The organism is Ensifer sp. R-19 (assembly GCF_049905105.1).
Classification (GTDB): domain Bacteria; phylum Pseudomonadota; class Alphaproteobacteria; order Rhizobiales; family Rhizobiaceae; genus Ensifer.
Genome location: NZ_CP184570.1, coordinates 606,924 through 631,707 on the forward strand (window position 1 = coordinate 606,924; position 24,784 = coordinate 631,707).

The 24,784-nt window shown below is 61.6% G+C and carries 24 protein-coding genes; 18 read left to right on the plus strand and 6 right to left on the minus strand.

Going from position 1 to position 24,784, the window contains the following annotated elements; genetic code table 11:
* Positions 1 to 43 precede the first annotated feature (43 nt).
* The 15 genes from ACN9MO_RS22065 (at position 44) to nuoG (ending at position 15,909) form a co-directional block, all read left to right on the plus strand.
* Positions 44 to 1,039: an ABC transporter permease gene (locus tag ACN9MO_RS22065; protein ID WP_057248741.1), complete on the plus strand. Its 996-nt coding sequence runs from the start codon at positions 44 to 46 to the stop codon at positions 1,037 to 1,039.
* A gap of 437 nt (positions 1,040 to 1,476) precedes the next feature.
* Positions 1,477 to 1,977, plus strand: a complete 501-nt coding sequence (locus tag ACN9MO_RS22070; protein ID WP_057248740.1) for an NADH-quinone oxidoreductase subunit J family protein — start codon at positions 1,477 to 1,479, stop codon at positions 1,975 to 1,977.
* Positions 1,977 to 2,279, plus strand: coding sequence for an NADH-quinone oxidoreductase subunit NuoK (gene nuoK / locus ACN9MO_RS22075; protein ID WP_057248739.1), 303 nt, complete (start codon positions 1,977 to 1,979; stop codon positions 2,277 to 2,279). The genes ACN9MO_RS22070 and nuoK overlap by 1 nt, the downstream gene beginning before the upstream one ends.
* 4 nt (positions 2,280 to 2,283) lie before the next feature.
* Positions 2,284 to 3,747: a monovalent cation/H+ antiporter subunit D family protein gene (locus ACN9MO_RS22080; RefSeq protein WP_113131854.1), complete on the plus strand. Its 1,464-nt coding sequence runs from the start codon at positions 2,284 to 2,286 to the stop codon at positions 3,745 to 3,747.
* Positions 3,744 to 3,998 carry a hypothetical protein gene (locus tag ACN9MO_RS22085; RefSeq protein ID WP_057248737.1) on the plus strand — a complete coding sequence of 85 codons (255 nt, stop codon included), beginning with the start codon at positions 3,744 to 3,746 and terminating at the stop codon, positions 3,996 to 3,998. Before ACN9MO_RS22080 ends, ACN9MO_RS22085 begins: the two co-directional genes overlap by 4 nt.
* A complete protein-coding gene (locus tag ACN9MO_RS22090) occupies positions 3,991 to 5,766 on the plus strand; it encodes a Na(+)/H(+) antiporter subunit D (RefSeq protein WP_113131853.1) in 1,776 nt (591 codons plus the stop codon). The genes ACN9MO_RS22085 and ACN9MO_RS22090 overlap by 8 nt, the downstream gene beginning before the upstream one ends.
* 10 nt (positions 5,767 to 5,776) lie before the next feature.
* The gene (locus ACN9MO_RS22095) at positions 5,777 to 7,252 is read left to right on the plus strand and encodes a complex I subunit 4 family protein (protein WP_112995835.1); all 1,476 of its coding nucleotides are present in this window, start codon (positions 5,777 to 5,779) and stop codon (positions 7,250 to 7,252) included.
* Positions 7,249 to 8,688, plus strand: a complete 1,440-nt coding sequence (locus ACN9MO_RS22100; protein WP_057248734.1) for an NADH-quinone oxidoreductase subunit N — start codon at positions 7,249 to 7,251, stop codon at positions 8,686 to 8,688. Before ACN9MO_RS22095 ends, ACN9MO_RS22100 begins: the two co-directional genes overlap by 4 nt.
* Before the next feature lie 153 nt (positions 8,689 to 8,841).
* The gene (locus ACN9MO_RS22105) at positions 8,842 to 9,207 is read left to right on the plus strand and encodes an NADH-quinone oxidoreductase subunit A (RefSeq protein ID WP_057248733.1); all 366 of its coding nucleotides are present in this window, start codon (positions 8,842 to 8,844) and stop codon (positions 9,205 to 9,207) included.
* Positions 9,195 to 9,698, plus strand: coding sequence for a NuoB/complex I 20 kDa subunit family protein (locus tag ACN9MO_RS22110; RefSeq protein ID WP_057248732.1), 504 nt, complete (start codon positions 9,195 to 9,197; stop codon positions 9,696 to 9,698). The genes ACN9MO_RS22105 and ACN9MO_RS22110 overlap by 13 nt, the downstream gene beginning before the upstream one ends.
* Positions 9,695 to 10,231, plus strand: coding sequence for an NADH-quinone oxidoreductase subunit C (locus ACN9MO_RS22115; protein ID WP_112995834.1), 537 nt, complete (start codon positions 9,695 to 9,697; stop codon positions 10,229 to 10,231). The genes ACN9MO_RS22110 and ACN9MO_RS22115 overlap by 4 nt, the downstream gene beginning before the upstream one ends.
* An 89-nt stretch (positions 10,232 to 10,320) precedes the next feature.
* Entirely contained in the window at positions 10,321 to 11,535 is a 1,215-nt protein-coding gene (gene nuoD, locus ACN9MO_RS22120; RefSeq protein WP_113131852.1) for an NADH dehydrogenase (quinone) subunit D, read from the plus strand.
* Between the two features lie 16 nt (positions 11,536 to 11,551).
* The gene (gene nuoE / locus ACN9MO_RS22125) at positions 11,552 to 12,064 is read left to right on the plus strand and encodes an NADH-quinone oxidoreductase subunit NuoE (protein ID WP_425987785.1); all 513 of its coding nucleotides are present in this window, start codon (positions 11,552 to 11,554) and stop codon (positions 12,062 to 12,064) included.
* A 4-nt stretch (positions 12,065 to 12,068) separates the two neighbouring features.
* A complete protein-coding gene (gene nuoF, locus ACN9MO_RS22130; protein WP_113131851.1) occupies positions 12,069 to 13,334 on the plus strand; it encodes an NADH-quinone oxidoreductase subunit NuoF in 1,266 nt (421 codons plus the stop codon).
* 28 nt (positions 13,335 to 13,362) lie between these two features.
* On the plus strand, positions 13,363 to 15,909 hold the full coding sequence (gene nuoG, locus ACN9MO_RS22135) for an NADH-quinone oxidoreductase subunit NuoG (protein ID WP_112995831.1): 2,547 nt from the start codon (positions 13,363 to 13,365) through the stop codon (positions 15,907 to 15,909).
* Between the two features lie 57 nt (positions 15,910 to 15,966).
* Here nuoG and ACN9MO_RS22140 read toward each other — a convergent pair whose 3' ends face one another.
* The 6 genes from ACN9MO_RS22140 to ACN9MO_RS22165 all read right to left on the minus strand — a co-directional run bounded on the left by ACN9MO_RS22140 (position 15,967) and on the right by ACN9MO_RS22165 (position 20,956).
* Complete coding sequence (locus tag ACN9MO_RS22140) at positions 15,967 to 16,407, minus strand: CBS domain-containing protein (protein ID WP_057248726.1); 441 nt, start codon at positions 16,405 to 16,407, stop codon at positions 15,967 to 15,969.
* A gap of 41 nt (positions 16,408 to 16,448) precedes the next feature.
* A complete protein-coding gene (locus ACN9MO_RS22145) occupies positions 16,449 to 17,015 on the minus strand; it encodes an NADH-quinone oxidoreductase subunit I (protein ID WP_057248725.1) in 567 nt (188 codons plus the stop codon).
* Between the two features lie 132 nt (positions 17,016 to 17,147).
* Positions 17,148 to 18,134: an NADH-quinone oxidoreductase subunit NuoH gene (gene nuoH, locus ACN9MO_RS22150; RefSeq protein WP_057248724.1), complete on the minus strand. Its 987-nt coding sequence runs from the start codon at positions 18,132 to 18,134 to the stop codon at positions 17,148 to 17,150.
* A 215-nt stretch (positions 18,135 to 18,349) separates the two neighbouring features.
* Complete coding sequence (locus ACN9MO_RS22155) at positions 18,350 to 19,390, minus strand: fatty acid desaturase family protein (RefSeq protein ID WP_112995830.1); 1,041 nt, start codon at positions 19,388 to 19,390, stop codon at positions 18,350 to 18,352.
* 513 nt (positions 19,391 to 19,903) lie between these two features.
* A complete protein-coding gene (locus tag ACN9MO_RS22160; RefSeq protein ID WP_192495581.1) occupies positions 19,904 to 20,047 on the minus strand; it encodes a hypothetical protein in 144 nt (47 codons plus the stop codon).
* 471 nt (positions 20,048 to 20,518) lie between these two features.
* Positions 20,519 to 20,956, minus strand: coding sequence for a VOC family protein (locus tag ACN9MO_RS22165; protein ID WP_113131850.1), 438 nt, complete (start codon positions 20,954 to 20,956; stop codon positions 20,519 to 20,521).
* Between the two features lie 251 nt (positions 20,957 to 21,207).
* On the opposite strand from ACN9MO_RS22165, the gene ACN9MO_RS22170 reads away from it, so the two are divergent.
* From ACN9MO_RS22170 to ACN9MO_RS22180, 3 genes are read left to right on the plus strand one after another with little or no spacing between them, the layout of a single operon-like run.
* A complete protein-coding gene (locus ACN9MO_RS22170) occupies positions 21,208 to 22,203 on the plus strand; it encodes an MsnO8 family LLM class oxidoreductase (protein ID WP_112995829.1) in 996 nt (331 codons plus the stop codon).
* A gap of 21 nt (positions 22,204 to 22,224) precedes the next feature.
* The gene (locus ACN9MO_RS22175; protein WP_112995828.1) at positions 22,225 to 23,574 is read left to right on the plus strand and encodes an LLM class flavin-dependent oxidoreductase; all 1,350 of its coding nucleotides are present in this window, start codon (positions 22,225 to 22,227) and stop codon (positions 23,572 to 23,574) included.
* A 22-nt stretch (positions 23,575 to 23,596) separates the two neighbouring features.
* Complete coding sequence (locus ACN9MO_RS22180; protein ID WP_112995856.1) at positions 23,597 to 24,784, plus strand: M20 aminoacylase family protein; 1,188 nt, start codon at positions 23,597 to 23,599, stop codon at positions 24,782 to 24,784.

The window sequence follows — 24,784 nt, forward strand, 5'->3', positions numbered from 1 at the left end:
ACAAGCGAGCTCGATCTTCTGCACCGGAGGAATGGGAGGAACGATGGCAACGACGCTGGACCAGACGATCGAGCGCAGGCAGCGCACGCTCGGAGGAACGATCCTCGGCAACCAGACCTTCTGGGTTCTGATCGCTGTCATCCTTGCCTGCATCTTTCTGTCCTTTGCCACCGACAGCTTCGCGACCGCAAAGAATCTTTACAACATCACCCGCAACGTCACCTTCGTCGCAATCATCGCCCTCGGCATGACGCTCGTCATCATCACCGGCGGGATCGACCTCTCGGTGGGCTCGGTGCTGTGCCTGTGCAGCATGGTGCTCGCCGTCACGATGCACGCGGGATACAGCATCGAGACAGGTATTGCCGTCTCAATCGCGACTGCGTTGGTGATCGGTGCGTTCAATGGCATCCTCATTGCCTATCTCGGCTTTCCGCCCTTTGTCGTGACCCTCGGCATGCTCTCGATTGCCCGAAGCCTGGCCATGGTCGCGTCCAACAATACGGTGGTTTTCGAGTTCGGCCCGGACCACGACAAGCTGCTGTCGCTCGGCGGCGGATCCGTCTTCGGTATCGCCAACCCGGTGATCTACATGATCATGTTGGCACTGCTCACCGGTTTCGTGCTGCGCTGGACCCGGATTGGCCGCTACATTTACGCCATCGGCGGCAACGAGAAGGCGGCCACGGCCACGGGCCTCCCCGTGCGGCCGATCAAGGTCTGTGTCTACATGATCTCGGCGCTCTCGGCCGGCGTCGCCGGCATCATCCAAACCGGCTGGCTCGGTGCGGTGACGACCAATATCGGCGCCGGCATGGAACTGCAGGTCATCGCCGCGGCCGTGATCGGGGGCGCGAATCTCGCTGGCGGCGTCGGCACTGCCTTCGGCGCGCTCGTCGGCGCAGCACTGATCGAGGTGATCCGCAATAGCCTCGGGCTTCTCGGCATCAACGCCTTCTGGCAGGGTACGTTCATCGGCAGCGCGACTATCCTCGCAGTTCTTTTCGATCGTATCCGCAATTTCCGCCAGAGCGAGTAGCATTCAGTCTTCCTCTACACTGGTGCGTGAATTCTCACGAGGACTGCAGAAGGGGATGGGATTGCGACGCAAGCCAGCCGTTACGCGGTGAGTGGTGTCCCGCCGAAGCATCCCAGTTCTTCAATGAATCTACTGACATTGCTCGCTTTAAAGCCGGCGACGGGGCCGCAAGTTTGTTTGCGGGCTCATGAAATCATCTGTTCCGGAATGTGCGCAGACTGCCAAGAAGGGAGCCACCCTGAGGGTCGCGCACTGGCAAGTCGCCCATACGAAGCCGGTTTGGGCTCCGCGCGGCCTCATTCGATTATGTTGCCGACAATATTCTTGTGAAAAATCCTTCCCTCAGGCACAATTTATGAACGCAACCGAAGTGCGGCGCTATCTGAATTCCGGCCGTCACGCGCCGCGGAACGGTTCGCGCGGGAGAGGCTGCGTCAATGGGCCAGGGGTTCTTCCTTCTGTTTGCTGCGGGGGCCGTGATCACCGCCCTGACAGTCGTCCTGGCGCGCAACCCTGTTCACAGCGCATTGGCGCTGATGGCATGTTTCCTGCAGATTTCGGCAATCTTCGTCCTGCTCGAGGCGCCGCTGCTCGCGGTCGTGCAGATCTTCGTCTATGTCGGCGCCATCATGGTCCTCTTCCTGTTCGTGATCATGATGATCGACGTGCGCGAGGCGGTGCTGCAGCGGTTTATGCCGGGGCGAAATCTGCCTGCTTTGACCCTGCTCGTCCTGCTTGGGGTCGAGATGCTGGCACTGGTGCTCTGGAGCGGCCGCTTCTCGGCGGTTGAGCCGATAGCACGGCGCGCCGGTGATCAAGTCAGGCAGCTCAGCACGACACTTTTCGCCGACTATCTCCTGCCGTTTGAAGTCGCTTCGATCATCCTTCTCGCGGCACTTGTCGGCGCCATTGTGCTGGCACGAAAGGAGTCCGGGTGATGGTTCCGCTCTGGTGGTACATTTCACTCGCAGTGGTCCTGTTCGTGATCGGAGCCGCGGGTGTGCTGCTCAGGCGCAATATCCTGGTCGTGCTGATGTCGCTCGAACTGCTGCTCAACTCGGTCAACATCAATTTCATCGCGTTCGGACGTTACTACGATGATTTTCGCGGGCAGATCTTCGCGATCTTCGTCATCGCCATCACCGCGGCGGAGGTTGCCGTCGCCCTCGGCATTCTGGTCGCCCTCGTGAGGAACAAGTCCACCCTCAAGATCGACGACGTGACGGCGATGAAAGGATAGCGGCTTGGAACCGGTGCTATCAGTCCGGCCGCTACTTGCCGTCGCCATCGCCGGGCTGGCGGCACTTGCAGTTCTCCTCCTGAACAAGCACGAGAAAATCCGGGATGCCGTCTCGCCTCTGGCTGCGGTCGCCATGTTCGCGATCGTCATCTCGATGGCGCCCATCGTGCTGGCGGGCGGCACCGTCGAACTGCGCCTGTTCGAGATCCTGCCGGGGATCGACTTCGTTTTCCGGGTCGACGCGCTCGGCATGGTGTTTGCCACCGTCTCGTCGCTGTTGTGGATCGTCGCAGCGGTCTATTCGATCGGCTACATGCGGCACCTGAACGAGCACGCGCAGACCCGCTTCTTCGCCTGCTTTGCCACTAGTCTCGCCGCCGCCGTCGGTGGTGCTTTTGCTGCCAATCTGTTCACGCTGGTGATCTTCTACGAGGTGCTGAGCCTCGTGACCTATCCGCTCGTCTACCACCATGAGGACGAAGAGGCCTGGTCGGGCAGCCGCAAGTACCTCGTCTACCTGATGGGCGCGTCGAAAAGCGTGCTTCTCGCCGCGCTGGCGCTGACCTATCAAATTGCCGGGTCCCTCGACTTTGTACCCGGAGGGTTGCTGGCGAGGGTCGATGCCTCGGCGCCGCTGCTGACGGTTATCTATTTCTGCTACCTGTTCGGCTTCGCCAAGGCCGCAGTGATGCCGATGCATGCCTGGCTGCCTGCTGCAATGGTTGCACCGACGCCGGTCAGCGCGCTCTTGCATGCCGTGGCGGTGGTCAAGATGGGCGTATTCTGCGTGTTGCGGGTGGTGTTCCATGTCTTCGGCGTGGAACTGGTGGGCAGGCTGGGTCTCGGCATTGCGACGGCCTACCTCGTCTCCTTCACCATCCTGATGGCGTCGATCTATGCCCTGACCCGGGACGACCTCAAGGCGCGGCTCGCCTATTCGACGGTCAGCCAGCTCTCCTACGTGGTGCTGGGCGCGGTGCTTTTGTCTCCCGTGGCGATGATTGGCGGCATCCTTCATATCGCAGTGCACGCCTTCTCCAAGATCACGCTGTTCTTCTGCGCCGGGTCGATCTACTGCGCCTCGGGAAAACGAAACATCAGCGACATGGCCGGCATCGGCCGCCGGCTGCCCTGGACGATGGGGGCATTCTTCGTCGCTTCACTCAGCATGATCGGCGTGCCGCCAACCGCCGGTTTCATCAGCAAGTGGTATCTGACGCTCGGCTCGGTCGAAGCAGGCGAGATGGCGTTCCTGGCCGTCCTCTTGGCGAGCTCGGTCCTCAACGCCGCCTACTTCCTGCCCGTCAGCTATATCGCCTTTTTCAAAGCGGAGGCGCCGGGAGCGGCGGAACCTGTCCGTGAAATTCCGCTGGTGACGATCCCACTGGTCGCGACCGCTGCCTTGTCGGTGTTGATGGGCATCTTCCCCGGTTATTTCCTCGCCTTGGCGGAAGGAGTGGTCAGATGATCAAGCGGCTCGTCGATTTCTTTGGTGACGAGGGCTATGCGCGGTCGCGCCGCCGGTTGTTCTATATCGTGCTCGCTCTCATCGTCGTCGCCGATTTTCTGGTTCCGCGCGAACACGCCGAATATCTCTGGGACCGTTTGCCTGGCTGGTCTGCCGTCTATGGCTTCGGCTCCTGCCTGCTGCTCATCTTCGTTTCCAAGTTCCTCGGCCATCAGGGCGGGCTCATGCGGCGCGAGGACTATTATGATTGAGTTCGTCCATCCCGCCCTTCTGTTCATTCTCGGTGCCGTGCCGATCCCGTTCCTGAAGGGATCCATCCGCAAGACCTACCTGGTGCTAATCCCGGCTCTGGCGATCGCCGCGGTCCTCGCGATGGAGCCGGGCAGCTATGGCGCGGGGCGCTTCATCGGACAGGAAATCCTGTTTGCAAAGGTTGACAAGCTCAGCATCGTTTTCGCCACCGTTTTCACCATCATGGCGCTGATCGGCATGGTCTACGCGCTGCATCTGTCGCAAGCTGGCCAGCATGTGGCCGCCTTCGTCTATGTCGGCAGCGCGCTCGGTGTTGTCTTCGCCGGCGACTACCTCACCCTTTACCTCTTCTGGGAGGGCATGGCGTTTGCGTCGGCCTATCTGGTCTTCGCGCAAGGGGGTGAACGGGCAATCCGTGCCGCGTTCCGCTATCTGATGGTGCATCTCACGGGTGGCGTCGCTCTGCTCGGCGGTATCGTGCTTCACGGGCTCGCGGCCGGCTCGCTGCTCTTTGGCCCGATCGGGGGCGGCGCTCTCGCGGGAACAATGGATACGGGCGGCTATCTGATCCTGGCAGGGTTCCTGCTCAATGCCGCGGTGCCGCCGCTCAATGCCTGGCTGACTGATGCCTACCCCGAGGCGACCGTCACGGGGGCGGTGTTCATGAGCGCCTTCACCACCAAGACGGCCGTCTACGTGCTGGCGCGCGCATTTCCTGGAACCGAGCTTCTCGTCTGGCTCGGCGCTGTGATGGCGCTCTACGGCGTCATCTACGCGGTGCTTGAGAACGACTGTCGGCGGCTGCTTGCCTATCACATCGTCAGCCAGGTGGGTTACATGGTGGCGGGTATCGGCATCGGCACCGAGATGGCCGTGAACGGAGCCACCAGCCACGCGTTTGCCCATATCCTCTACAAGGCGCTTCTCTTCATGGGCGCGGGGGCGGTGATTGAGGTCACCGGGCGGCGTAAGCTCACCGAGTTGGGCGGCCTCTATAAAATCATGCCGCTGACGGTTGCCCTCTACATGGTCGGCGCTTTCGCGATCTCGGCCTTTCCGTTCTTCTCGGGTTTCGTCACCAAGTCGATGGTGATAGCCGCCGCCGGGCAGGACCACCGGGCGCTCGTGGTTCTGGCGCTCACGATGGCATCGTCAGGGACGTTCCTGCACACCGGACTCAAGCTGCCCTACTACATGTTTTTCGGCACGGACCGAAAGCTGGAGGCGCGGGAGCCGCCCCGCAACATGCTGGTTGCCATGGGGATAGCGGCGGTGTTTTGCATCGTGATCGGCGTGTTCCCGGAACCGCTTTACGCGCTGCTTCCCTATCCGGTCGCTTTTGAGCCCTATACGGGCGTCCATGTCACCGAGAGCCTGGGCTTGCTGATGTTTACCGCGCTGGGCTTCGTCCTGTTCTTGAAAGCGCTCGATCCGGAAAACACAATCAGCATCGACACGGACTGGTTCTACCGCAAGGGTGCGCGTGCCTTCCTGTGGCTCGCAGAGAAGCCGCTGGCGCGCTATGAAAAGGCGGTGAGCAACGTGTCCGACACCTTAGCGCTGCCGCTTCTGCACGGGACGGCGCGCGCCGGGCTGCGGGTCGACCTCAACGGCGTCGATGCCGCCGTGAATGGCTTCGCGCGTGCCATCCTTGTTGGCGGCGGTGCGCTGCGGCGTCTGCAGACCGGTGTCGTCACTCACTACGCGCTGGCGATGATCGCCGGTGTGATCGCGGCGATCGCCGTTTTTGCCGTCGTGTGGCAGTAGAGGAGGAGTGATGGCGTTCCCGCTGCTCAGCCTCATCGTCTTCGTACCTGCCGCCGGGGCAGCGGTCGTGATGTTCTTGCGCAGCGACGATCTCGTGCGGTGGGTGGCGCTCGGCTTCACCGTGCTCGACTTAACGCTCGCCATCGCGATGCTCGCCGGTTTTGACACCGGGACCTCCGAGATGCAGTTCGTCGAGAAGCGCCCGTGGGTGCCGGCGCTCGGCATTACCTTTGCGCTCGGTGTCGACGGAATCAGTGCGCTCTTCGTGTTCCTGACTGCGCTGTTGGGCTGGATCTCGGTGCTCGCCTCATGGATCGCCATCGACCGCAAAGTGAAGCAGTTCATGGTCAGCCTGCTCACCATGCAGGCCCTGATGTTGGGTGTGTTCTCGGCGCTCGACCTGTTTCTGTTCTATGTCTGCTGGGAGGCGATGTTGATCCCGATGTATCTGATCATCGGTATCTGGGGCGGCGACGGCCGGGTCTATGCGGCGTTCAAGTTCTTCCTCTACACCCTGGCGGGCAGCCTCCTGTTCCTGATCGGCATCATCGTGCTGTATTTCGAGGGCGGCAGGACCTTCGACATCCTTGTCTTGATGGAACTCGACCTACCATTCGAGGTTCAGTCCTGGCTGTTCTTTGCCTTCCTTGTCGCATTCGCGGTCAAGGTGCCGATGGTCCCGCTCCATACCTGGCTGCCGGACGCCCATGTGCAGGCTCCAACGGCAGGCAGCATCATCCTTGCCGGCGTGCTCCTGAAGATGGGCGCCTACGGGTTCCTGAGGTTCTCGCTGCCGATGCTGCCGGAGGCCTCGGTCCATTATTCGACCCTGATGATGGCGCTTTCGGCGCTCGCGATCGTCTATGGCGGCCTGCTGGCGCTGGCGCAGGACGACCTGAAGAAGCTCGTCGCCTATTCCAGCATCAGCCATATGGGATTCGTGACGCTTGGGATTTTTGCCCTCAACCCGCTCGGGCTCCAGGGCAGCATCCTGCAGATGTTCAATCATGGCGTGACGACCGGCGCCCTGTTTCTGTTCGTCGGCCTGATCTACGAGCGCACCCACACCCGCAGCATCGCCGACTATGGCGGCTTGATGAAGGTCGCGCCTGTCTACACCGGGTTTCTGGCGCTGTTCGTGCTGTCCTCGATGGCGCTACCGGGAACGAACGCGTTCGTGGGTGAGTTGCTGGTGCTGTCGGGCGGGTTTGCGGCCAACCTTGCCCTCGGCGCGGTCGCGGTTTTGGGCGCATTGCTGGGCGCAGCCTATCTGCTCGGCATGTACCGGAAGGTCGCGCTTGGTCCGGCGAGCGTCGGTGCGCGCTTCAAGGTCCGCGATGTCAACGGCCGCGAGATGGTGGCGATCCTGCCGCTCGCCGTCTTCGTGTTTTGGGTCGGGCTCTACCCAAAACCCTTTCTCGCCATCATCGATAGCTCGGTCACGCATCTCTTGCAGCAGGTCTACGACAAGGGGAACGGCCCATGACAGCCGTAGCGCTCCTTCCGTCGATCCTCGCGAGCCTGCCCGAAATCATCGTGGTTACGGGGGCCTGCATCCTGCTGATCGCCGGACAGTTCGTACCGAAGGGGCGGGACGCGGTCCTTGTCTGGTCCTCGGTCGCAATCGTGCTGCTTGCCGCCCTGGGGACATTCACACTGTCGGGTGGGGCGCAGCCGGCCTATGCGGGCATGTTCGTCGCCGACCCGTTCTCTGTCTTCTTCAAGTCCGTGTTCTACCTGGCGATCGTCCTGACGTTCCTGCTCTCGCGAAACTATGCCGACATCGAAGGGATTGGCGGCAGTGAATATTACGTCCTGCTGCTCCTTGCGCTTTCCGGCATGATGATCATGGCCTCGGCGACCGATCTCCTGTCGATCTATGTCGGTCTCGAACTGATGGTGCTCTGCACCTACGTGCTGACCGGCTTCCTGCGGCGTGAGCAACGGTCAAACGAGGCGGCGCTGAAATATGTGATCCTCGGCGCAGTCTCGACCGGGATATTCCTTTATGGCGTCTCGCTGGTCTACGGCCTCACCGGCACGACGCAACTGGACCGGATGGCGGCGGCAGTCACCGGTGATCCGCTCGATCCGGGCTTGCTTTTGGCGGTGGTCTTCATCGTCGCCGGACTGGTCTTCAAGATTGGCGCGGTGCCGTTCCACATGTGGGTGCCGGATGTCTACGAGGGTGCACCGACGACGATTACCGCCTTCATGTCCGTCGGGCCGAAGGCGGCGGGCTTCGCGGTGATCCTCAGGGTGTTTCTCAACCCGCTGGTCGCCGGCTCCAACGTCTGGATCATATTGGCCGTCATCGCGGTGGTGACGATGGCGCTCGGCAGTTTCGTGGCGCTGGTGCAGGACAATTTCAAGCGTCTGCTCGCCTATTCCAGCATCGCCCATGCCGGCTTTGCCATTTTCGGCATTGTGGCCGGCGGTGCCGACGGGGTCGCCAGCGTGATGCTCTACCTCTTGATCTACACCTTCATGAATCTCGGCATCTTCGGCGCCGTCATCATGATGCGAAACGGCAATTTCTCGGGCGAGGTTATCGAGGACTATGCCGGTTTCGCCAAGCTGCATCCGGGGCTGGCTTTACTGATGTTGCTCTATCTGTTCTCGCTCGCGGGTATTCCGCCAACGGCCGGCTTTTTTGCCAAGTTCTACGTGCTGGTCGCGCTCGTCGAGCGTGGTTTTGTCCTGCTCGCCGTGATCGCAGTACTCTTGAGCGCTGTCGCCGCCTATTTCTACATCCGCATCGTCATGGTGATGTTCATGCGCGAGCCGGAACGGGTGTTCGAGCCGGCGCTGACGCCTCTGGTCGGCGCCGCTCTCGCCGTCACTGCCGCCGGCACGGTCGGCATCGGTCTGTTTCCAGCATGGTTTCTGAAGCTCGCTCAGCAGTCGGCCTTCGGCGGCTGAGCGATCGGATTTGCATTGGCCTATGCGACGGAATAAACTAGCGGTTTAGGAAAGGAATGCCCTTAGTCGCTTCCCGGGGCGACCGCGTTACCGGCCCGAAGGAGCCGATCGCGGCTTGAGCAACGTCCCCGATGGGTGACCGGGCTGCGCAATATGTCTGCAGCGGAATTCCTCCCGGTTCTTTTCATGATCGCCGGAATTGTTCTGGTGGTGGGGGCGACGCTTTTTGTTTCCTCGCTCTTGCGGCCGTCCAATCCTTATCTCGAAAAGAACATGCCCTATGAATGCGGCATGGACCCGGCAGGCGAAGCCGCCGGGGGGCGCTTCAGGGTGCAGTTCTTCATCCTCGCGATCCTCCTGGTCGTCTTCGATGTCGAGGCGATGTTTCTCTTTCCCTGGGCGGTCGTCCTCAAAGAGATCGGTATCGTCGGCTATCTTGAGATGTTCGTCTTCATCGTCCTGCTTCTCGTGGGCTTCGCCTACGCCTGGCTGAAGGGAGCGCTGGAATGGGAGGAGTAGGAAACACGATCCAGGACAGCGTGCTGTTCACCACGGCCGAGAGCGTCATCAATTGGAGCCGAAGCTCGGCCTTGTGGCCCGAGACCTTCGGTATCGCCTGTTGTGCCATCGAAATGATCTCGGCCGGTTGCGCGCGCTACGACCTCGACCGGTTCGGTGTGGTGTTCCGCCCTTCGCCGCGGCAGTCCGATGTGATGATCATCGCCGGCACCGTGACCCGGAAGTTCGCGCCCGTCGTGCGCCGGCTCTACGACCAGATGCCGGAACCGCGCTGGGTGATCGCCATGGGTACCTGCGCCATATCGGGCGGCGTCTACAACACCTATGCCGTGGTGCAAGGGTCTGAAACCTTCGTTCCGGTTGACGTGCACGTCCCCGGATGCCCACCGCGCCCCGAGGCGCTGATGCATGGCTTCCTGCTGCTGCAAGAAAAGATCAAGAGGTCCCGCGCGCTGGCCGGAACGCCTCTCGATCGGGCTGCGGCATCATGAGTGTCGAACCGTCTCTCAATCGCGCTCCGATCCTGGAGCGCTTCGGGGAAACGATCGAGGATCTCGGCACTGCGCATGGCATCGATGTCTTTGTGGTTCCGCCCGAAAAGATCGTCGAGTTCTGCCGGTTCCTGAAAGACGATCCGGAGCTCAGGTTCAATTTCCTTTCCGACATCTGCGGCGTCGACCACTATCCCGAAACGCCGCGCTTCGAGGCGGTCTATCATCTCTATTCGCTGCCCAACCGCTGGCGGGTCCGCATCAAGTGTCGGCTTGGCGATCCGCCCGAGGTCCCCTCGGTCACCCCGGTCTGGCGCACCGCCAACTGGCATGAGCGCGAGGCCTGGGACATGTATGGCATCCGGTTCCAGGGGCATCCCGATTTGCGCCGGATCTATATGTGGGAGGGCTTTGAGGGCTTTCCTCAGCGCAAGGATTTCCCGCTCAGGGGTTACAAGGACAAGCTGAACCCGTTTGGTGCCGAAGGCCCGCCGCCGACACAGCCAGACCTCGCCACGCGGGAGATTCCATAGGGAGGGAGGAAAGGTGCGGGCGGATTTCCGCTGGGACCGATCCGAAATCATCATGAACTACGGAGACCGATCGACGCTGGAGAGTTGAGATGACCGAAGTCACCGAGCTCACGAGGCCGGAAGGAGAAGCGCTCAACAGCAAGGAAGTGCTTCTCAATCTCGGGCCCCAGCACCCCAGCACCCATGGGGTCCTCCGGCTCGTCCTCGAACTGGACGGCGAATATGTCAAGCGTGTGGACCCCCACATCGGGTACCTGCATCGCGGCACCGAAAAACTGGCGGAAAGCTTCACCTATACGCAGATCTTCCCGCTGACCGACCGGCTCGACTATCTCTGCCCACCTTCGAACAACCTGGCCTTCGCGCTTGCGGTTGAGAAGCTCCTTGGCATCGAGGCCCCGATCCGGGCGCAATATATCCGCGTGATGATGGCGGAACTCGCGCGCATATCCGGTCATCTGCTGATCACCGGCGCACTGCCGATGGATCTTGGCGCCATGACCGCGCTGCTTTACGTGATGCGCGAACGCGAAATGATCATGGATCTCATGGAAATGATCACCGGTGCGCGTATGCACACTTCCTTCTGCCGGGTTGGTGGCGTGCGCGAGGACCTTCCTGACGAATTCTTCCCGAAGATCCGGGAGTTTTGCGAGATCTTCCCGAACCGGATCCGCGACTATGAGCGGCTGCTCGAAGACAACCGGGTGTTCCTCAAACGCACTCAGGGGATTGGCGTGATCTCTGCCGAAGACGCCATTGATCTGGGCCTCAGCGGTCCGAACCTGCGGGCCTCCGGCGTCGACTGGGACATCCGCCGTGACGAGCCTTACGAGATCTACGACCGGCTCGATTTCAATGTCATCACCCGCACCGAGGGCGATTGTTATGCGCGTTGGCGGTGCCGGGTCGACGAGATGCGCGAAAGCATGCGGATCATCGAACAATGCATCGACCAGATGCCCGAGGGGCCGTTCCAGGTCGACATGCCGACGATCGCCTTCCCCGTCGACAAGGAGCGCGTGCATTGCTCGATGGAGGCGTTGATCCAGCATTTCGACCTGTCGGCCTACGGCTTCAACGTGCCGAAGGGGGAGGTCTATTCGGCAATCGAGGCACCCAAGGGTGAGCTGGGGTTCTACATCATCAGCGACGGGTCGCCGAAACCGTTTCGCATGAAGGTCAGGGCACCCTCGTTCGTCAACCTCCAGGCGATCTTCGGAGTGACGAACGCTCGCTATCTGGCGGACATGATCGCCGTGCTCGGCAGCCTCGATCCTGTGATGGCGGAGGTGGACAAGTAGCAGGGATTTGGACGTGATGACGTTGCGTGAAAAGATCGAACAGGCGGCAGCGCGGTACCCCGACCAGCGCTCGGCGATCATGCCCGCGCTTCTGATCGCGCAGCGGGAACATGGCCATCTGCCCGGGCCGGTGCTGGAAGAGGTCGCCGACCTCCTCGGCGTCGAGCGGATTTGGGTCTACGAGCTGGCGACCTTCTATACGCTTTTCCATACCGAGCCGGTGGGGACGTTCCATCTACAGCTCTGCGACAACGTCTCCTGCATGTTGCGGCGATCCGAGGATCTGCTGACGCATCTGGAGGAGGTCCTTAGGATCAAGAAGGGCGGCACGACCCCCGACGGGCTGTTCACGCTCTCGACCGTCGAATGCCTCGGTGCCTGCGAGATGGCCCCGGTGATGCAGGTCGGCGACGACTATCACGGCAATCTCGACGTCGAGCGGATCGATGCGCTCCTCGCCCGGCTGCGCGCGACGGTGCCTGAGACGACCGGCGCCGATCTTGCTGCCGCCGAACCACCGGGGGAATAGCGCCATGTACGAACCGGTTCTTTTGAAGAACGTGCACGTGCCGGATGGACATCTCCTCTCCACCTATGAGGCCGGCGGTGGCTACCGAGGGCTTGCCAAAGCCCTCAAGGAATACACGCCCGACGAGATCATCGAGCTCATAAAAAGATCGAACCTGCGCGGCCGCGGCGGAGCCGGGTTTCCGACCGGCATGAAGTGGAGTTTCGTGCCGAAGCGGGCCGACAAACCGAAATATCTCTGCTGCAACGCAGACGAAGGGGAGCCCGGCACCTTCAAGGACCGTATCGTCATGGAGCGCGACCCGCACCAGCTGATCGAGGGCATGGCGATCAGTGCCTACGCGATCGGGGCTGAGGTCGCCTATGTCTATATTCGCGGAGAGTATGTGCTGGCGATCCGGCGGCTGGAACAGGCGATCGCGGAGGCCAAGGCCAAAGGGTATCTCGGAACCCGGATACTGGGCTCGGATTTCAATTTCGTCGTCCACGTCCATTGCGGCGCGGGTGCCTATATCTGTGGCGAGGAGACCGCGATGCTCGACTCGCTGGAGGGCAAGAGGGCGCAGCCGCGCCTGAAGCCGCCTTTCCCGGCGGTTGCCGGGCTCTATGCCAGCCCGACTGTCATCAACAATGTCGAGACGCTGGTCTGCGTGCCGCATATCGTGGCTCGGGGCGCCGATTGGTTCCGCAGCATCGGACCGGAGAAGAGCCCCGGACCGAAGCTCTATTGCGTCAGCGGGCAGGTGCGCAAACCCGGGCTTTACGAACTGCCGATGGGAATTCCGCTTCGCGAACTCATCGAGGACCATGCCGGCGGGCCGCCGGCCGGTCGCAAGATCAAGGCGGTGATCCCAGGTGGTGTTTCCGCGCCGGTGATCCCTGAGCCTGGCCTGGACGTCGGGATGGACTTTGACTCGCTTGCTGCCGCCGGCACGATGCTGGGCTCGGCCGGGGTGATCGTCGTCGACGACACGACCTGCATGGTCAAGGTCGCCACCCGCATCATCGAGTTCTTTCACCACGAGTCCTGTGGCAAGTGCACACCCTGCCGCGAGGGGCTGAACTGGGTGGTGAAAGTGCTGCGCCGGATCGAAGCGGGCGAGGGCGCCCCCGGCGACATGGAGCAGCTGGATATGCTCTGCAAAGGCATTTTCGGCAATACGTTTTGTGCTTTGGGTGACGGCGCGGCGATGGGATTGCGGGCCTCGCTGGCGCATTTCCGCGAGGAGTTCGTCGCCCATATCGAGGAGCGGAAGTGTCCGTTCCACTGAGGAGCGCTCTAGCGCGGGCGAGTAGGCCATGGTTAGCGTTACGATCAATGGGCAAACACTGGAAGTCGAGGCCGGCTCGACTGTGTTGCAGGCCGCCCAGCGATTGGGCATCGAAATTCCGACCTTCTGCTACCTGAAGCGCCTGCCGCCGCTTGCCTCCTGCCGCATGTGTCTCATCGAGATTGAGGGGCTGCGTCGGCTACAGCCGTCCTGCGCCACAGCTGTCACTGAAGGCATGGTCGTGCGAACAGACACGCCGCTGATTGATGAAACGCGTTCTTCCATGCTGGACATGCTGCTCGCCAACCACCCGCTCGACTGTCCGATCTGCGACAAGGGTGGCGAATGCGAGCTTCAGGACATGGTGATGGCCTATGGTCCGGGGAGAAGCCGCTTTCATGATCCCAAGCGCGTCTTCCATTCTCGCGATATTCGCCTCAGCCCCGTCGTCATCATGAACGTCAACCGCTGTATCCAGTGCCAGCGCTGCGTGCGGATGTGTGAGGAGGTCGTCGGCGCGGTCGCCCTCGGCACCGTCGAGAAGGGCATGGATACGGCCGTCACCGGCTTCGAGGGCAGTCTCGCCAGTTGCGACCAATGCGGCAACTGCATCGAAGTCTGCCCGGTCGGCGCGCTGATGAGCTTTCCCTATCGCTACAAGGCGCGGCCCTGGGATCTCGCCGAGGTCGACACGATCTGCCCGCATTGCGGCACCGGATGTCAGCTGACGGTCGGCGCGCGCAAGGGCGAGTTCATGCGGGTTCGCTCCAAGGAGGAGCACGGCGTCAACCGCGAAACGCTATGCGCACGCGGCCGGTTCGGCCTTGACTTCATCGAAGGCCACGACCGGATCAAACGACCAATGATCCGCCGCGATGGCGCGCTGGTTCCGGTTTCCTGGGACGAAGCAGGAGACTATCTGCGCCGGCGGCTGGCGGCGGTCGAAAGCAAGGCTTCTGGCGGAGTTGTCTCGCCGCGCCTGCCCAATGAGGTGCTCTATCAGTTCCAGAAGCTCATGCGTACGGTCTTCCGGACCAACAACATCGACTGCTCGTCGCGCTGGTCTACGCCCTTCGATGCACTCGCCCCTCTGATGGCGAGCTACACGCGTGCGCCGCTGCAGGAGGTGATCGGTGTCGACCGCGTGCTTGTCATCGGTGGCAACGTGACCGAGGAGAACCCGGTCACAGAATATCTGCTGCGGGATGCCGCCCGGCGGCGCGGCACCCGATTGCTCATCCTCACAACGCGACCGTCCCGCCTCGACGCCGATGCCGAGGCTGTGGTTCGCGTACCGCCCGGTGGCGAGGCGACGAGCCTTGCGTCCGTTGTCGCCGCACTGGCGGTGGCAGCCGGCGAGAAACTGTCGGGTGACGTTCTTGCAGAGATCGGGGCAACGATCGGCGGCCCGGCAGCTCGCATTGGCAGCGGACCAGATCGCCTGGCCGCCGCGCTCAACGAAGGCGACACCGTCACCGTGCTCGTCGGTGTCGACCTCCTGAGATCGTCCGAAGCGCGGGTGGTGTTGCACCAGCTCAACAACCTCTTGCAACTGCTCCGCCTCCTCGGCAAGACCCCAACATTGCAGATCCTTTTCGACCGCGCCAACCAGATGGGCGCGTGGGATATGGGGGCTTTGGCCGCCGACGATACGGTGCGCAGCGCTCTTGCCCGGAACTGGGGCACCGAAATCCCTCACGAGCCGGGTTCTGATCTCGACGCGATGCTGGATCTGTGCGTCGCTGGGCAGATGGGCGCCCTCTACCTTGTCGGAACCGACCCGCTGATCGCCTATCCGGACAGGGAGTTCGTGGCACGGGCCCTTGGGGCTGCTGATCTGCTGATCGTGCAGGACAGTTTCCTTACGGAGACGGCCGCACTGGCCGAGGTCGTTTTGCCAGCGGCGGGCTACGGTGAAGAGCACGGCAGCTTTACTAACAACGAGGGTCGCATCCAGCAGGTCCGCAAGTTCCGGGAACCGGTCTTCGAGGCGCGGGGCAATCTCGCTATCTTCGATTTTGTCGCAGCACTGCGCGGCCAAACATTGCAGCATTCGACACACGTCGAGATTTTCGATGAGATCGCCCGGCTGCTTCCGGCCTATCAGGCGTTGACCTGGGCCGGGCTTGGCGCCGACGGTGCCTTCACCAAGGCGAGCCCGACGCCACCCTTGGGCGCCTTCTATGCACCGCCGGCTGTTTCCCGGGCGAGCGACGGGCTCATGCTCGTCACTGGCAACTGTTTGTTCCACAATGGCTATCTTTCGGAGCGCTCGGAGATTCTGAATACGGTCGCCAACGACCCCTATGTCGCGATGAGCGCCGAGGATGCTGCGCAGCTTGGCCTTGCAGATGGTGATCAGGTTGTCGTTCGGTCAACCCGTGGCGAACTGAGCGCGCAGCTTAAGGTCGAGAAGCCGTTTCCCAAGGGCCTCGTCTTTATCCCCGAAAACTATCGGTCTCTGCGCCTCAACAGCTTGATGCAGCGGGGTGAATACCCGTGTCCGGTCGAGGTTCAAAAGGCGCAAGCCGCCCACGAAATCAAGGGTACGAATCGAATCTGGCGTGGAGCGTGAGGTTGGGCGCGAGGCACTGTTCCCTGCATTCTCGCCATTCGGCCGGCGCGGACCTCATCAGTGGTAACCGGCCCCGGCAATGTATTCGTGCAGGTGCCGCTCCGTGCGCTGCGCTTCGTCCAGCCGATGCTTGACCACATCGCCGATGCTGACGACGCCCACAATGGCCTCCTCCTCTATGACCAGCACGTGACGTGTCCGTCTCTGGGTCATGATCGACATCACCAGGGGTAGCCCGTCGACAGCCGAGCAAATCGCCACGTTGCGGTTCATAATATCGGCGACCGGCATCAGCGCCGCCTCGGGCCCGTATTCCGCAAGTGCGTTGCAGCAGTCCCGTTCCGACAGCGTGCCCAGATACCTTCCGGGCGCGTGGCTGACGACCACGAAGCCGATATTGTTGTCACGAAAGAGCCGCAGGATCTCCACCATCGTCTGGTCGGGAGCGACCGCGATCACTCCAGCGCCCTTGTCTTTCACGATTTCACCGACAAGCATCTGAGCCTCCTATCTGCGCGCGCCGGTTTGATCGTTGCTCCTCACGTTCGCCGGATGTTGCGCCACCAGTTATAGCCATGCGGCTCGCTCGTCTCGACCAGCACGTCCTGTTCCGTGTTCAGGCGTGCGGCGACGACGCCACCGCCGGTCATTGCCTTTCCAGGTTTGCCAAGCAGATCGTCACGTCCGATCACCAGGTCACGTGACGAGAAACTCGAGAACTCGTACTGCTGGCCAAGTGCGATGGCGTCCGCAGGGCAGGCGTCCTCGCACAGGCCGCAGAACAGGCACCGGGCCGTGTCGATCTCGAATTTTGCTGGGTGGCGGTTGCCCTTCTCGTCCTCATAAGGAACGACTTCGATGCAATCGCAGGGGCAGATGCGAGCGCAGAGTTCGCACGCGACGCATTTGATTTCGCCCTCTTCGTCCCGTTTCAGGAAGTGATGCCCGCGATAGCGCGAGTAGGGGAGCCATTTCTCCTTGTCCGGATACTGCATGGTCACCGGCTTGGAGAACATATAGCCAAAGGTCAGCGTGAAGGCGCTTAGCAGATCCGCAAAAAGCGCCCAGCCGATCCATGTTCCAGCTCTGTCGACTACGCGTGACATCGTCGCGCCATTCTACAGCGGCGTGCGTTTATTCCGACGCAGGAGGGTCGCTGTAGTCCCTTCGATCGCTGTACGTACCTTCCTCGGATCGACACCGATCCAGGAACGCACGCGGAGGAGCCGCCATGGCCCCTAAGTGAAAGCAATACCAGTGATAATTATGTTCGCCATCGACAAAGGAAGCAAGACCTTCCATCCGATCGCCATCAGTTGGTCATAGCGATAGCGAGGCAAAGTGAAGCGGAACCACATAAAAACATAAATGAAGAATGCCACCTTGAGCGCAAACCAGAGAAGCGGTGGCAGCGGAATCAGAATACCGTTCCAGCCGCCGAAAAACAGGATGACGGAGAGAACCGATACCAAGAGCACGATGACGTATTCGCTGACCATGAAGAGCGCGAAACGGATTCCGCTGTACTCGGTGTGGAACCCGGCGCCGAGATCCCCTTCCGCCTCGGCCAGGTCGAAGGGAATGCGCTGCGCTTCGGCCAAGCCCGCGACGAAGAACACGAAGAACCCGATCGGCTGATAGACGATGTTCCAGAGATCGCTCTGGGCGCGCACGATGTCCACGAGGCTCATCGACTGTGCCAGCATGACGACGCCGATGACCGCGAAACCCATGGGGATTTCGTAGCTGATCATCTGCGCGCAGGTCCTGAGACTGCCTAGAACCGCGTATTTGCTGTTGGCGGCCCAGCCGCCGAAGATGACGCCATAGACCTCCAACCCGATCACCGCGAAGACGAAAAGCAGTGCCACGTTCAGGTTGGAAACGTAGAGCGTGATCTCGGCATTGAGCACTGAAACTGTCTCCCCGAAGGGGATCGCGACGAATACGACAAAGGGCGGAGCGAGCGCCAGGATCGGCGCCAGCTTAAACAGAAAGCGGTCAGCCTCTGCAGGGATGTGGTCTTCTTTCGTCAGAAGCTTGATACCGTCCGCCACGGGCTGCAACAACCCGTGCCACCCCACGCGCATGGGACCCATCCGCTGCTGCATATGGCCGGCAATTTTGCGTTCCAGCCAGGTCAGCGGCAAAGGCAAAAGAAGCAGCATTGCGATCAGCAACGCGATCTTGATGGCGATCAGGCCAAGGGCGAAGAGAAGTTCCATGTTCCGCGGCCAACTAGTCAACAGGCTGAAACACGACTGGACTTGGCCCAGCTTACCCGTTGAGCGCTTCGGTACTTCCGATTTCTCGATTCTCTCACGAAACGGCGGCTGTGGACAAGCTGCTCCTTCCAGCTCTGTGCTTTACGGCGAATGCCGAGATCATCGCGGGATCCTTTGCGGGTGAACAACGCCCAGACGAAACCGGAACCCACCTGTCAAGGGTGAATGGCCTTGTTGGCGGCATCGCGGAATGAGACGAGTCTCTTGCGTCCGTCATCCCACAAGACGAGCCTAACGCAGCGCAAGCTTTCCCAAAAAGTGATGCGGCCGATATCCGCGAGTTGGGGGTGGTCGCGCAGAACTTCCGGCAATCTGTAGTAAGGGATCCTGCTCGACAGGTGATGCACGTGATGAATGCCGATATTGCCGGTCAGCCATCTCAGCACCAGCGGCAGGTCATAGTGGGATGCGCCATGGAGGGCTGCCTGGGGAAACTGCCAATCCTCGCCGGCCGACCAGTGCGTCTCCTCAAACTGGTGCTGCACGTAGAAGAGCCAGATGCCGGCGGCGCCGGCCAACAGCACGATCGGCAGGTGGATCACAAGGAAAGGCAGGAGCCCAACCATCCAAGCCACCAAGGCGGCGCACACCAGGATCGCAGCGTTCGTCGCCATGGTGGAGACCCAGGGCAGGGCACCTTCCTTCATCATCCCGAAAGGCATACGCTGCTTAAGGAGAAAGAGCCAGGCAGGGCCGATGCCGAACATCACAAGCGGGTGCCGGTACAGGCGATAGCCCAGGCGTTTCACGGGTGAAAGTGCACGGTATTCCGAGATCGTGAGCGTGGTGATGTCGCCGGTACCCCGCTCGTCCAGATTGCCAGCCGAGGCGTGATGAGCGGCGTGCGCCCGGCGCCAGTAGTCGTAAGGCGTCAACGTAAGCACACCGATGACACGACCTGTCCAATCGTCGGGGCCGCGACGGGCGAAGAACGAACCGTGGCCGCAATCGTGCTGGATCATGAAAAGGCGCAGGAGGAAGGCTGCGGCGGGAATGATTGCGATCAGCCCGTACCAGAACCCATACGCGAGGGCAAAATAGGCGATGGCCCAGAAGCCGGCGAACGGCACGACTGTGACAAGGAGCTCCAAGGCGCTGCGCCCAATGCGGGGCTGACGGTATTTCGCGAGGATCTTCAACCACGCTCGGGCATCATTTTCCACAAGTGATGCCGGTGAGTAGACATGTGTGTTCATCAAAACTGGTCCGTATTTCCTAGCCTCGCAAATAACCTGCCAGGCCTATGGCTTGCGCCGGAGTTTCAAGCGCAATGGTGGAGAGTGTCGGGCCCGACGAGCCATGCGCGCCGCATAACGGCGATCGCGCTCGGCCTCGTCGGTCAAAATGTCGTCATGGGTGCGCTTCTGGTGGCAAGGTGAATGTCGCGGGAGGGTGCCATAGCTTGGCAGCATTGAACCTTCGGGCGCTGCGTGCCGGAACGTATCCTACGAAGTGGATGCGCAATGCAATAGCGTTGACCGCAATTATCTCCTGCAGGGCGGCGTTCGAAAAGCTTGCGAATCCGGGATCGCCACGCACCCCCGCGCGTGCCGGCCGGATCAGGGAGCCGAACGGATGAAAACGGAAGCTCCATAGATGAGCCACCGCCTTAATCAAAGCTGCCCACCGCTCGCCGTCGATAAGCCGATAACCTTGGCGTCATCAGCTGTGGCAGAGGCGGCATGCAAGTCGCCTCTGCTCCACTAGAGCTATTTCTGCTTCTTGCCTACGCTGGGCGCGCTCGTGGCGAACTTGACCTGATTGCCCGGCGCGGCGGCGGCGGCCGGTGCCACGGACTTGTCCTTTTTCGGCTTTCGAACTTCGCGATTGCTTCTTACCTGGCCTTTGGCCATCTGATCCTCCTGGATTTTCGGTTGATTGTGGGTTGCAGTATTTCAATGCTGCGACATGACCGTGCCTTTGTGTCCACTCAGCAAGGACGGAACGTTCCGCCACGAAGGCAGGAAAGCCTGGGGCCTCGTGCTGCCGAACTGAACCGCTTGATACGGAGTGCGGCCGTAGTTTCACCTTTGCATATTTGCTGAAGCCGACCGCGTTCGCGGTATCCAAACCCGCTAACGTTGACGAGATTACGCGCGGTAATGTGAAGGTGAAGCTCGGAAGACACGCGGTCCTCCTTTCGTTGGGGCCAGGACACTAACGCCCCGAAGCAGCAGCGCCCTGAAAATGGCTACTGAAGATGAGAGCATGTGCTATTTGAAGGTCGTACGCAATGGCCCTTGTCCTCTCTTTGAACAGGCGGGTCGGCCCAAGACGCGCCCGCTGACATTGCACACTTTTTACCATTCGTCTTGGTATTGAGCTCAGCTGAGTTCTTGGGCGAGTCCGATGAGAAGCCCTTCAGGTCCACGGATGTAGCAGAGCCGATACGCATCCTTATACTGGACTACTTCGCCTACCAGCTGCGCGCCGCGCTTGAAGAGCCTTTCAAGCGTCTCGTCGATGTCGTCCACGGCGAACATGACGCGGAGGTAGCCCAGGGCGTTGACCGGGGCGTTCCGGTGATCTGCGACCACAAGTGGCGTGAGGAAGCGGGAGAGCTCGAGCCGGCTGTGGCCGTCCGGTGTGCGCATCATGGCAATCTCGACACGCTGATCACCCAGTCCAGTGACGCGTCCGGCCCATTCTCCTTCGATCGTTGCCTGGCCTTCGAGCTCGAGGCCGAGCTCGCGAAAGAAATCAATCGCCGCTGCCAGGTCTTCGACGACGATTCCTACGTTGTCCATCCGCTTGAGCGCCATGTTTCCAATCTCCAGGGTGGCGTTCCAATCTATAAGGTGTCCCCTCGTCTAACAACGGACGCTTGAGATGCCCTGAACATCGGCAGTCATCCGGGCCCGATCCACGATTGGAGAAAGGCGCCTCTTGGGACGTCAACGAAAGCGGCAACTTTTCTTGTTTTGGGCAGCGAAAGAGAACGTCATTCCTATAATCTATAAAAATTATGTATTTAATGATGTTATGTTGTCCACTGTGCCGGAACTCAGAACCCATGTCCTATCTGCTCAGCCTTCTCGACAAGAGTCCCGTCGATCCCGGAGGCACGCCGACACACGCCCTGCATGCGACGGCCAACCTTGCCGTGAAGGCCGAGGAATGGGGCTACCATCGCTTCTGGGTCGCGGAGCACCATAACATAGCCGGCCTCGCAAGCTCCGCGCCGGAAACCTTGATCGCGTACCTCCTGGCGAAGACGTCGAAGATCCGCATCGGTTCCGGGGGCGTCATGCTGCAGCACTATAGTGCTTACAAGGTCGCCGAGACCTTCAACCTGCTTGCCAGTCTCGCACCATCCCGGGTCGATCTCGGCGTCGGCAAGGCACCTGGTGGTTTTCCGTTCTCCACCAAAGCGTTGCAGGTCGGAGTTGACCCGGCATTGCGGCCGAGTTTCCCGGAGCAATTGAGCGATCTCAACCGTTATTTCCTGGCGGAGGGCGGCGCGGATTCGGAGCTGTTGGCGACGCCGCTGCCGCCCGTCGCACCGGAACGCTTTCTGCTGGGAGCGAGCGTCGACAGCGCGTTGCTGGCTGCCGAAAAAGGCTGGAAGCTTGTCTTTGCCGGCCATCTCAACGGCGATCCGGACAATCTGCAAAGAACCTTCGACGCCTATGATCGCGCAACGAAGGGCGAGCGGCCGCTCCTCGCTCTCGCAGCTTTCGCGGCTGAAAGCGAACAGCGGGCGCGCGAACGCGTTGCCGATCTGAAGATCTTCAAGGTGCTGCTTGCAAACGGCCAGAGCGTCAATGTCGGCAGCGAGGAGCAGGCAGCCGAATACGCCCGCCAGGCCGGCATCACGGACTACCGCGTCGAGAAAAAGACGCCGAGCGTGCTCACCGGAACGCCTCGGCAGGTGCGCCGGGAGCTCGACGACTTGCATCGTCGCTACGGCGTCCAGGAATTCATCATCGATACGCCTTCGGTTGCTGCTTCCGAACGCTTCGCCTCGATCGAACTCATTGCACGAGAACGACTGTCTCTCGCCGCCTAATCATTCCGGGAAGGAACTGTCATGACCAAGAAGAATGTGACTTTCGGTATCATGTTGCAGGGGCCGGGCGGGCACATGAATGCCTGGAAACACCCGAGCGGGCCGGCCGATGCCAGCGTCAATTTCGGCTTCTTCGTCGAAACGGCGCGCAAGGCCGAAGCCGCCGGCATCGCCTTCGCCTTCGTCGCTGACGGCCTCTACATCAACGAGCAGTCGATCCCGCATTTTCTCAATCGCTTTGAACCGCTGACGATCCTGTCTGCCCTTGCCGCTTCGACGTCGAAGATCGGTCTCGTTGGCACGGTATCGACCTCCTACAGCGATCCGTTCACCACTGCCCGCCAGTTCGCTTCACTCGACCTGATCAGTGGTGGCCGCGCCGGCTGGAATGCCGTGACATCGCCGCTTGAAGGTTCCGGCCGCAACTACGGGCGCGAACATCCGGAGCACGAGCTGCGCTACGAGATTGCCGACGAATATCTCGACGCCATCAAGGGGCTCTGGGACAGTTGGGACGACGACGCCTTCGTGCGTGACCGCGCGTCCGGCGTGTATGCCGACAAGTCGAAGCTGCGCCGGCTCAACCACAAGGGACGGTTCTTCCGGATCGAGGGGCCGCTCAATATCGAACGCTCCAGACAGGGACAGCCGGTGGTGTTCCAGGCGGGAGCCTCCGATTCCGGTATTCGGCTTGCCGGCAAGCACGCCGATGCGGTGTTCACCAACGGCGGCCCGATCGAGGATGCGAAAGCGTTCTACAAGCAGGTCAAGCAAAGTGCGGTGGCTCAAGGGCGCCGCGCCGCCGAGATCGGCATCTTCCCCGGCATCGGCCCAATCGTAGGCGCGACTGCCGAGGAAGCCGAGGCGAAGTACCGTGCCATTCGCGATCTGGTGACGATCGAAGAGGCGCTTCTCTATCTCGGCCGCTTCTTCGACCACCACGACTTCAGCGCCTATCCGCTGGACGCGCCGTTCCCCGATATCGGCGACATCGGCAAGAACAGTTTCCGGGCAACGACCGACCGCATCAAGAAGACGGCGCGCGAAACCGGGGCGACCCTGCGCGAGATCGCGCTCGATGTCGCAACGCCAAGGACCGCCTTCATCGGCACGGCCGGGCATATCGCCGACGAGATCATCCGCTGGACCGAAGAGGATGCGGCAGACGGCTTCATTCTCGGCTTCCCGGTGATCGCCGAAGGGCTCGCCGATTTCGCCGAACATGTCCTGCCGCTGCTTGAGCGCCGCGGCTACTTCAAGCGCGAGCTCGAAGGCGAAACGCTGCGCGACCACCTCGGGCTCTCCTACCGCGAGAGCCGCTACGCCGCGCCGGCAGCGGATGTCGAACGAGGAAGGGCCGTCGGGGCCTGATGGCATCGGCGGAGCTGCGCACATGAACCTCATTCTCACCGACACCCAGAGGTCCGCCGCCGTGGAGCGAGGCCTTGCCGCCTTTCTCGATGAGATCGTCGCCATTCGCCACGACCTGCATCAGCATCCGGAGCTAGCCTTTCAGGAGAAGCGGACGAGCGGTCTCGTCGGCGATCTGCTCGCCGCCTGGGGCTATGAGGTGAGCCGCGGCATCGCCGGCACGGGTATCGTCGCAACACTTCGGCGCGGAAGCGGCGAGAAGGTGATCGGCCTTCGCGCCGACATGGATGCGCTGCCGATCGAGGAGGCGACCGGGCTTGCCTATGCCAGCCGCCACAAGGGCGTCATGCACGCCTGCGGTCATGACGGGCACACGGCGATCCTGCTCGCCGCCGCGCACTTTCTGGCGGTCGAGGGCCGTTTCGACGGCACGCTGCGGCTGATCTTCCAGCCCGCCGAGGAAATCGGTGCCGGCGCACGCAAGATGCTGTCGGAGGGCTTGTTCGAGCGCTTCCCCGTGGACGCCGTCTTCGGCCTGCACAATTGGCCGGGCGTGCCCGCCGGACGCTTCGGCTTCGTCGCCGGTCCAGCCATGGCCTCGGTCGATCAGGCCAACATCACGGTCGTCGGCAAGGGCGGGCATGGGGCTGAGCCGCATCTGACCGTCGATCCGGTGCTGGCGACGGCGTCGCTGATCACCGCGTTGCAAAGCCTGGTTTCGCGCAATGTCGACCCGCAGGACATGGCCGTCGTTACGGTCGGCTCCATCCACGGCGGCCAGGCGTCGAACGTCATTCCCGAGAGCGTCTCGCTGAAGCTGACCTTGCGTGCCTTCAATGGCGAGGTCCGTCGCCTGCTCGGCGAACGTGTCCAGGCGCTGGCCCGGGCGCAGGCCGAAAGTTTTGGCGCGAGGGCCGAGGTCGACTACAGGCTCGGCTTCCCGGCGCTGGTCAACCACCGGCGTGAAACGGATTTCGCCCGCAATGTCGCGCTTAGGGCCTTTGGCCCCGAAGCGGTCGTTGCTGACTTCAAGCCGCGCACCGCCAGCGAGGACTTCGCATTCTTCCTGGAGGAGAAGGCGGGCAACTACGCCTTCGTCGGCAACGGCGACAGCGCGCCTCTTCACAGCGCCGAATACGATTTCAACGACGCGATCATCGCACCGGCCGCCCGCTACTGGATCCGGCTGGTGGAAACCTTTCTCGCATGA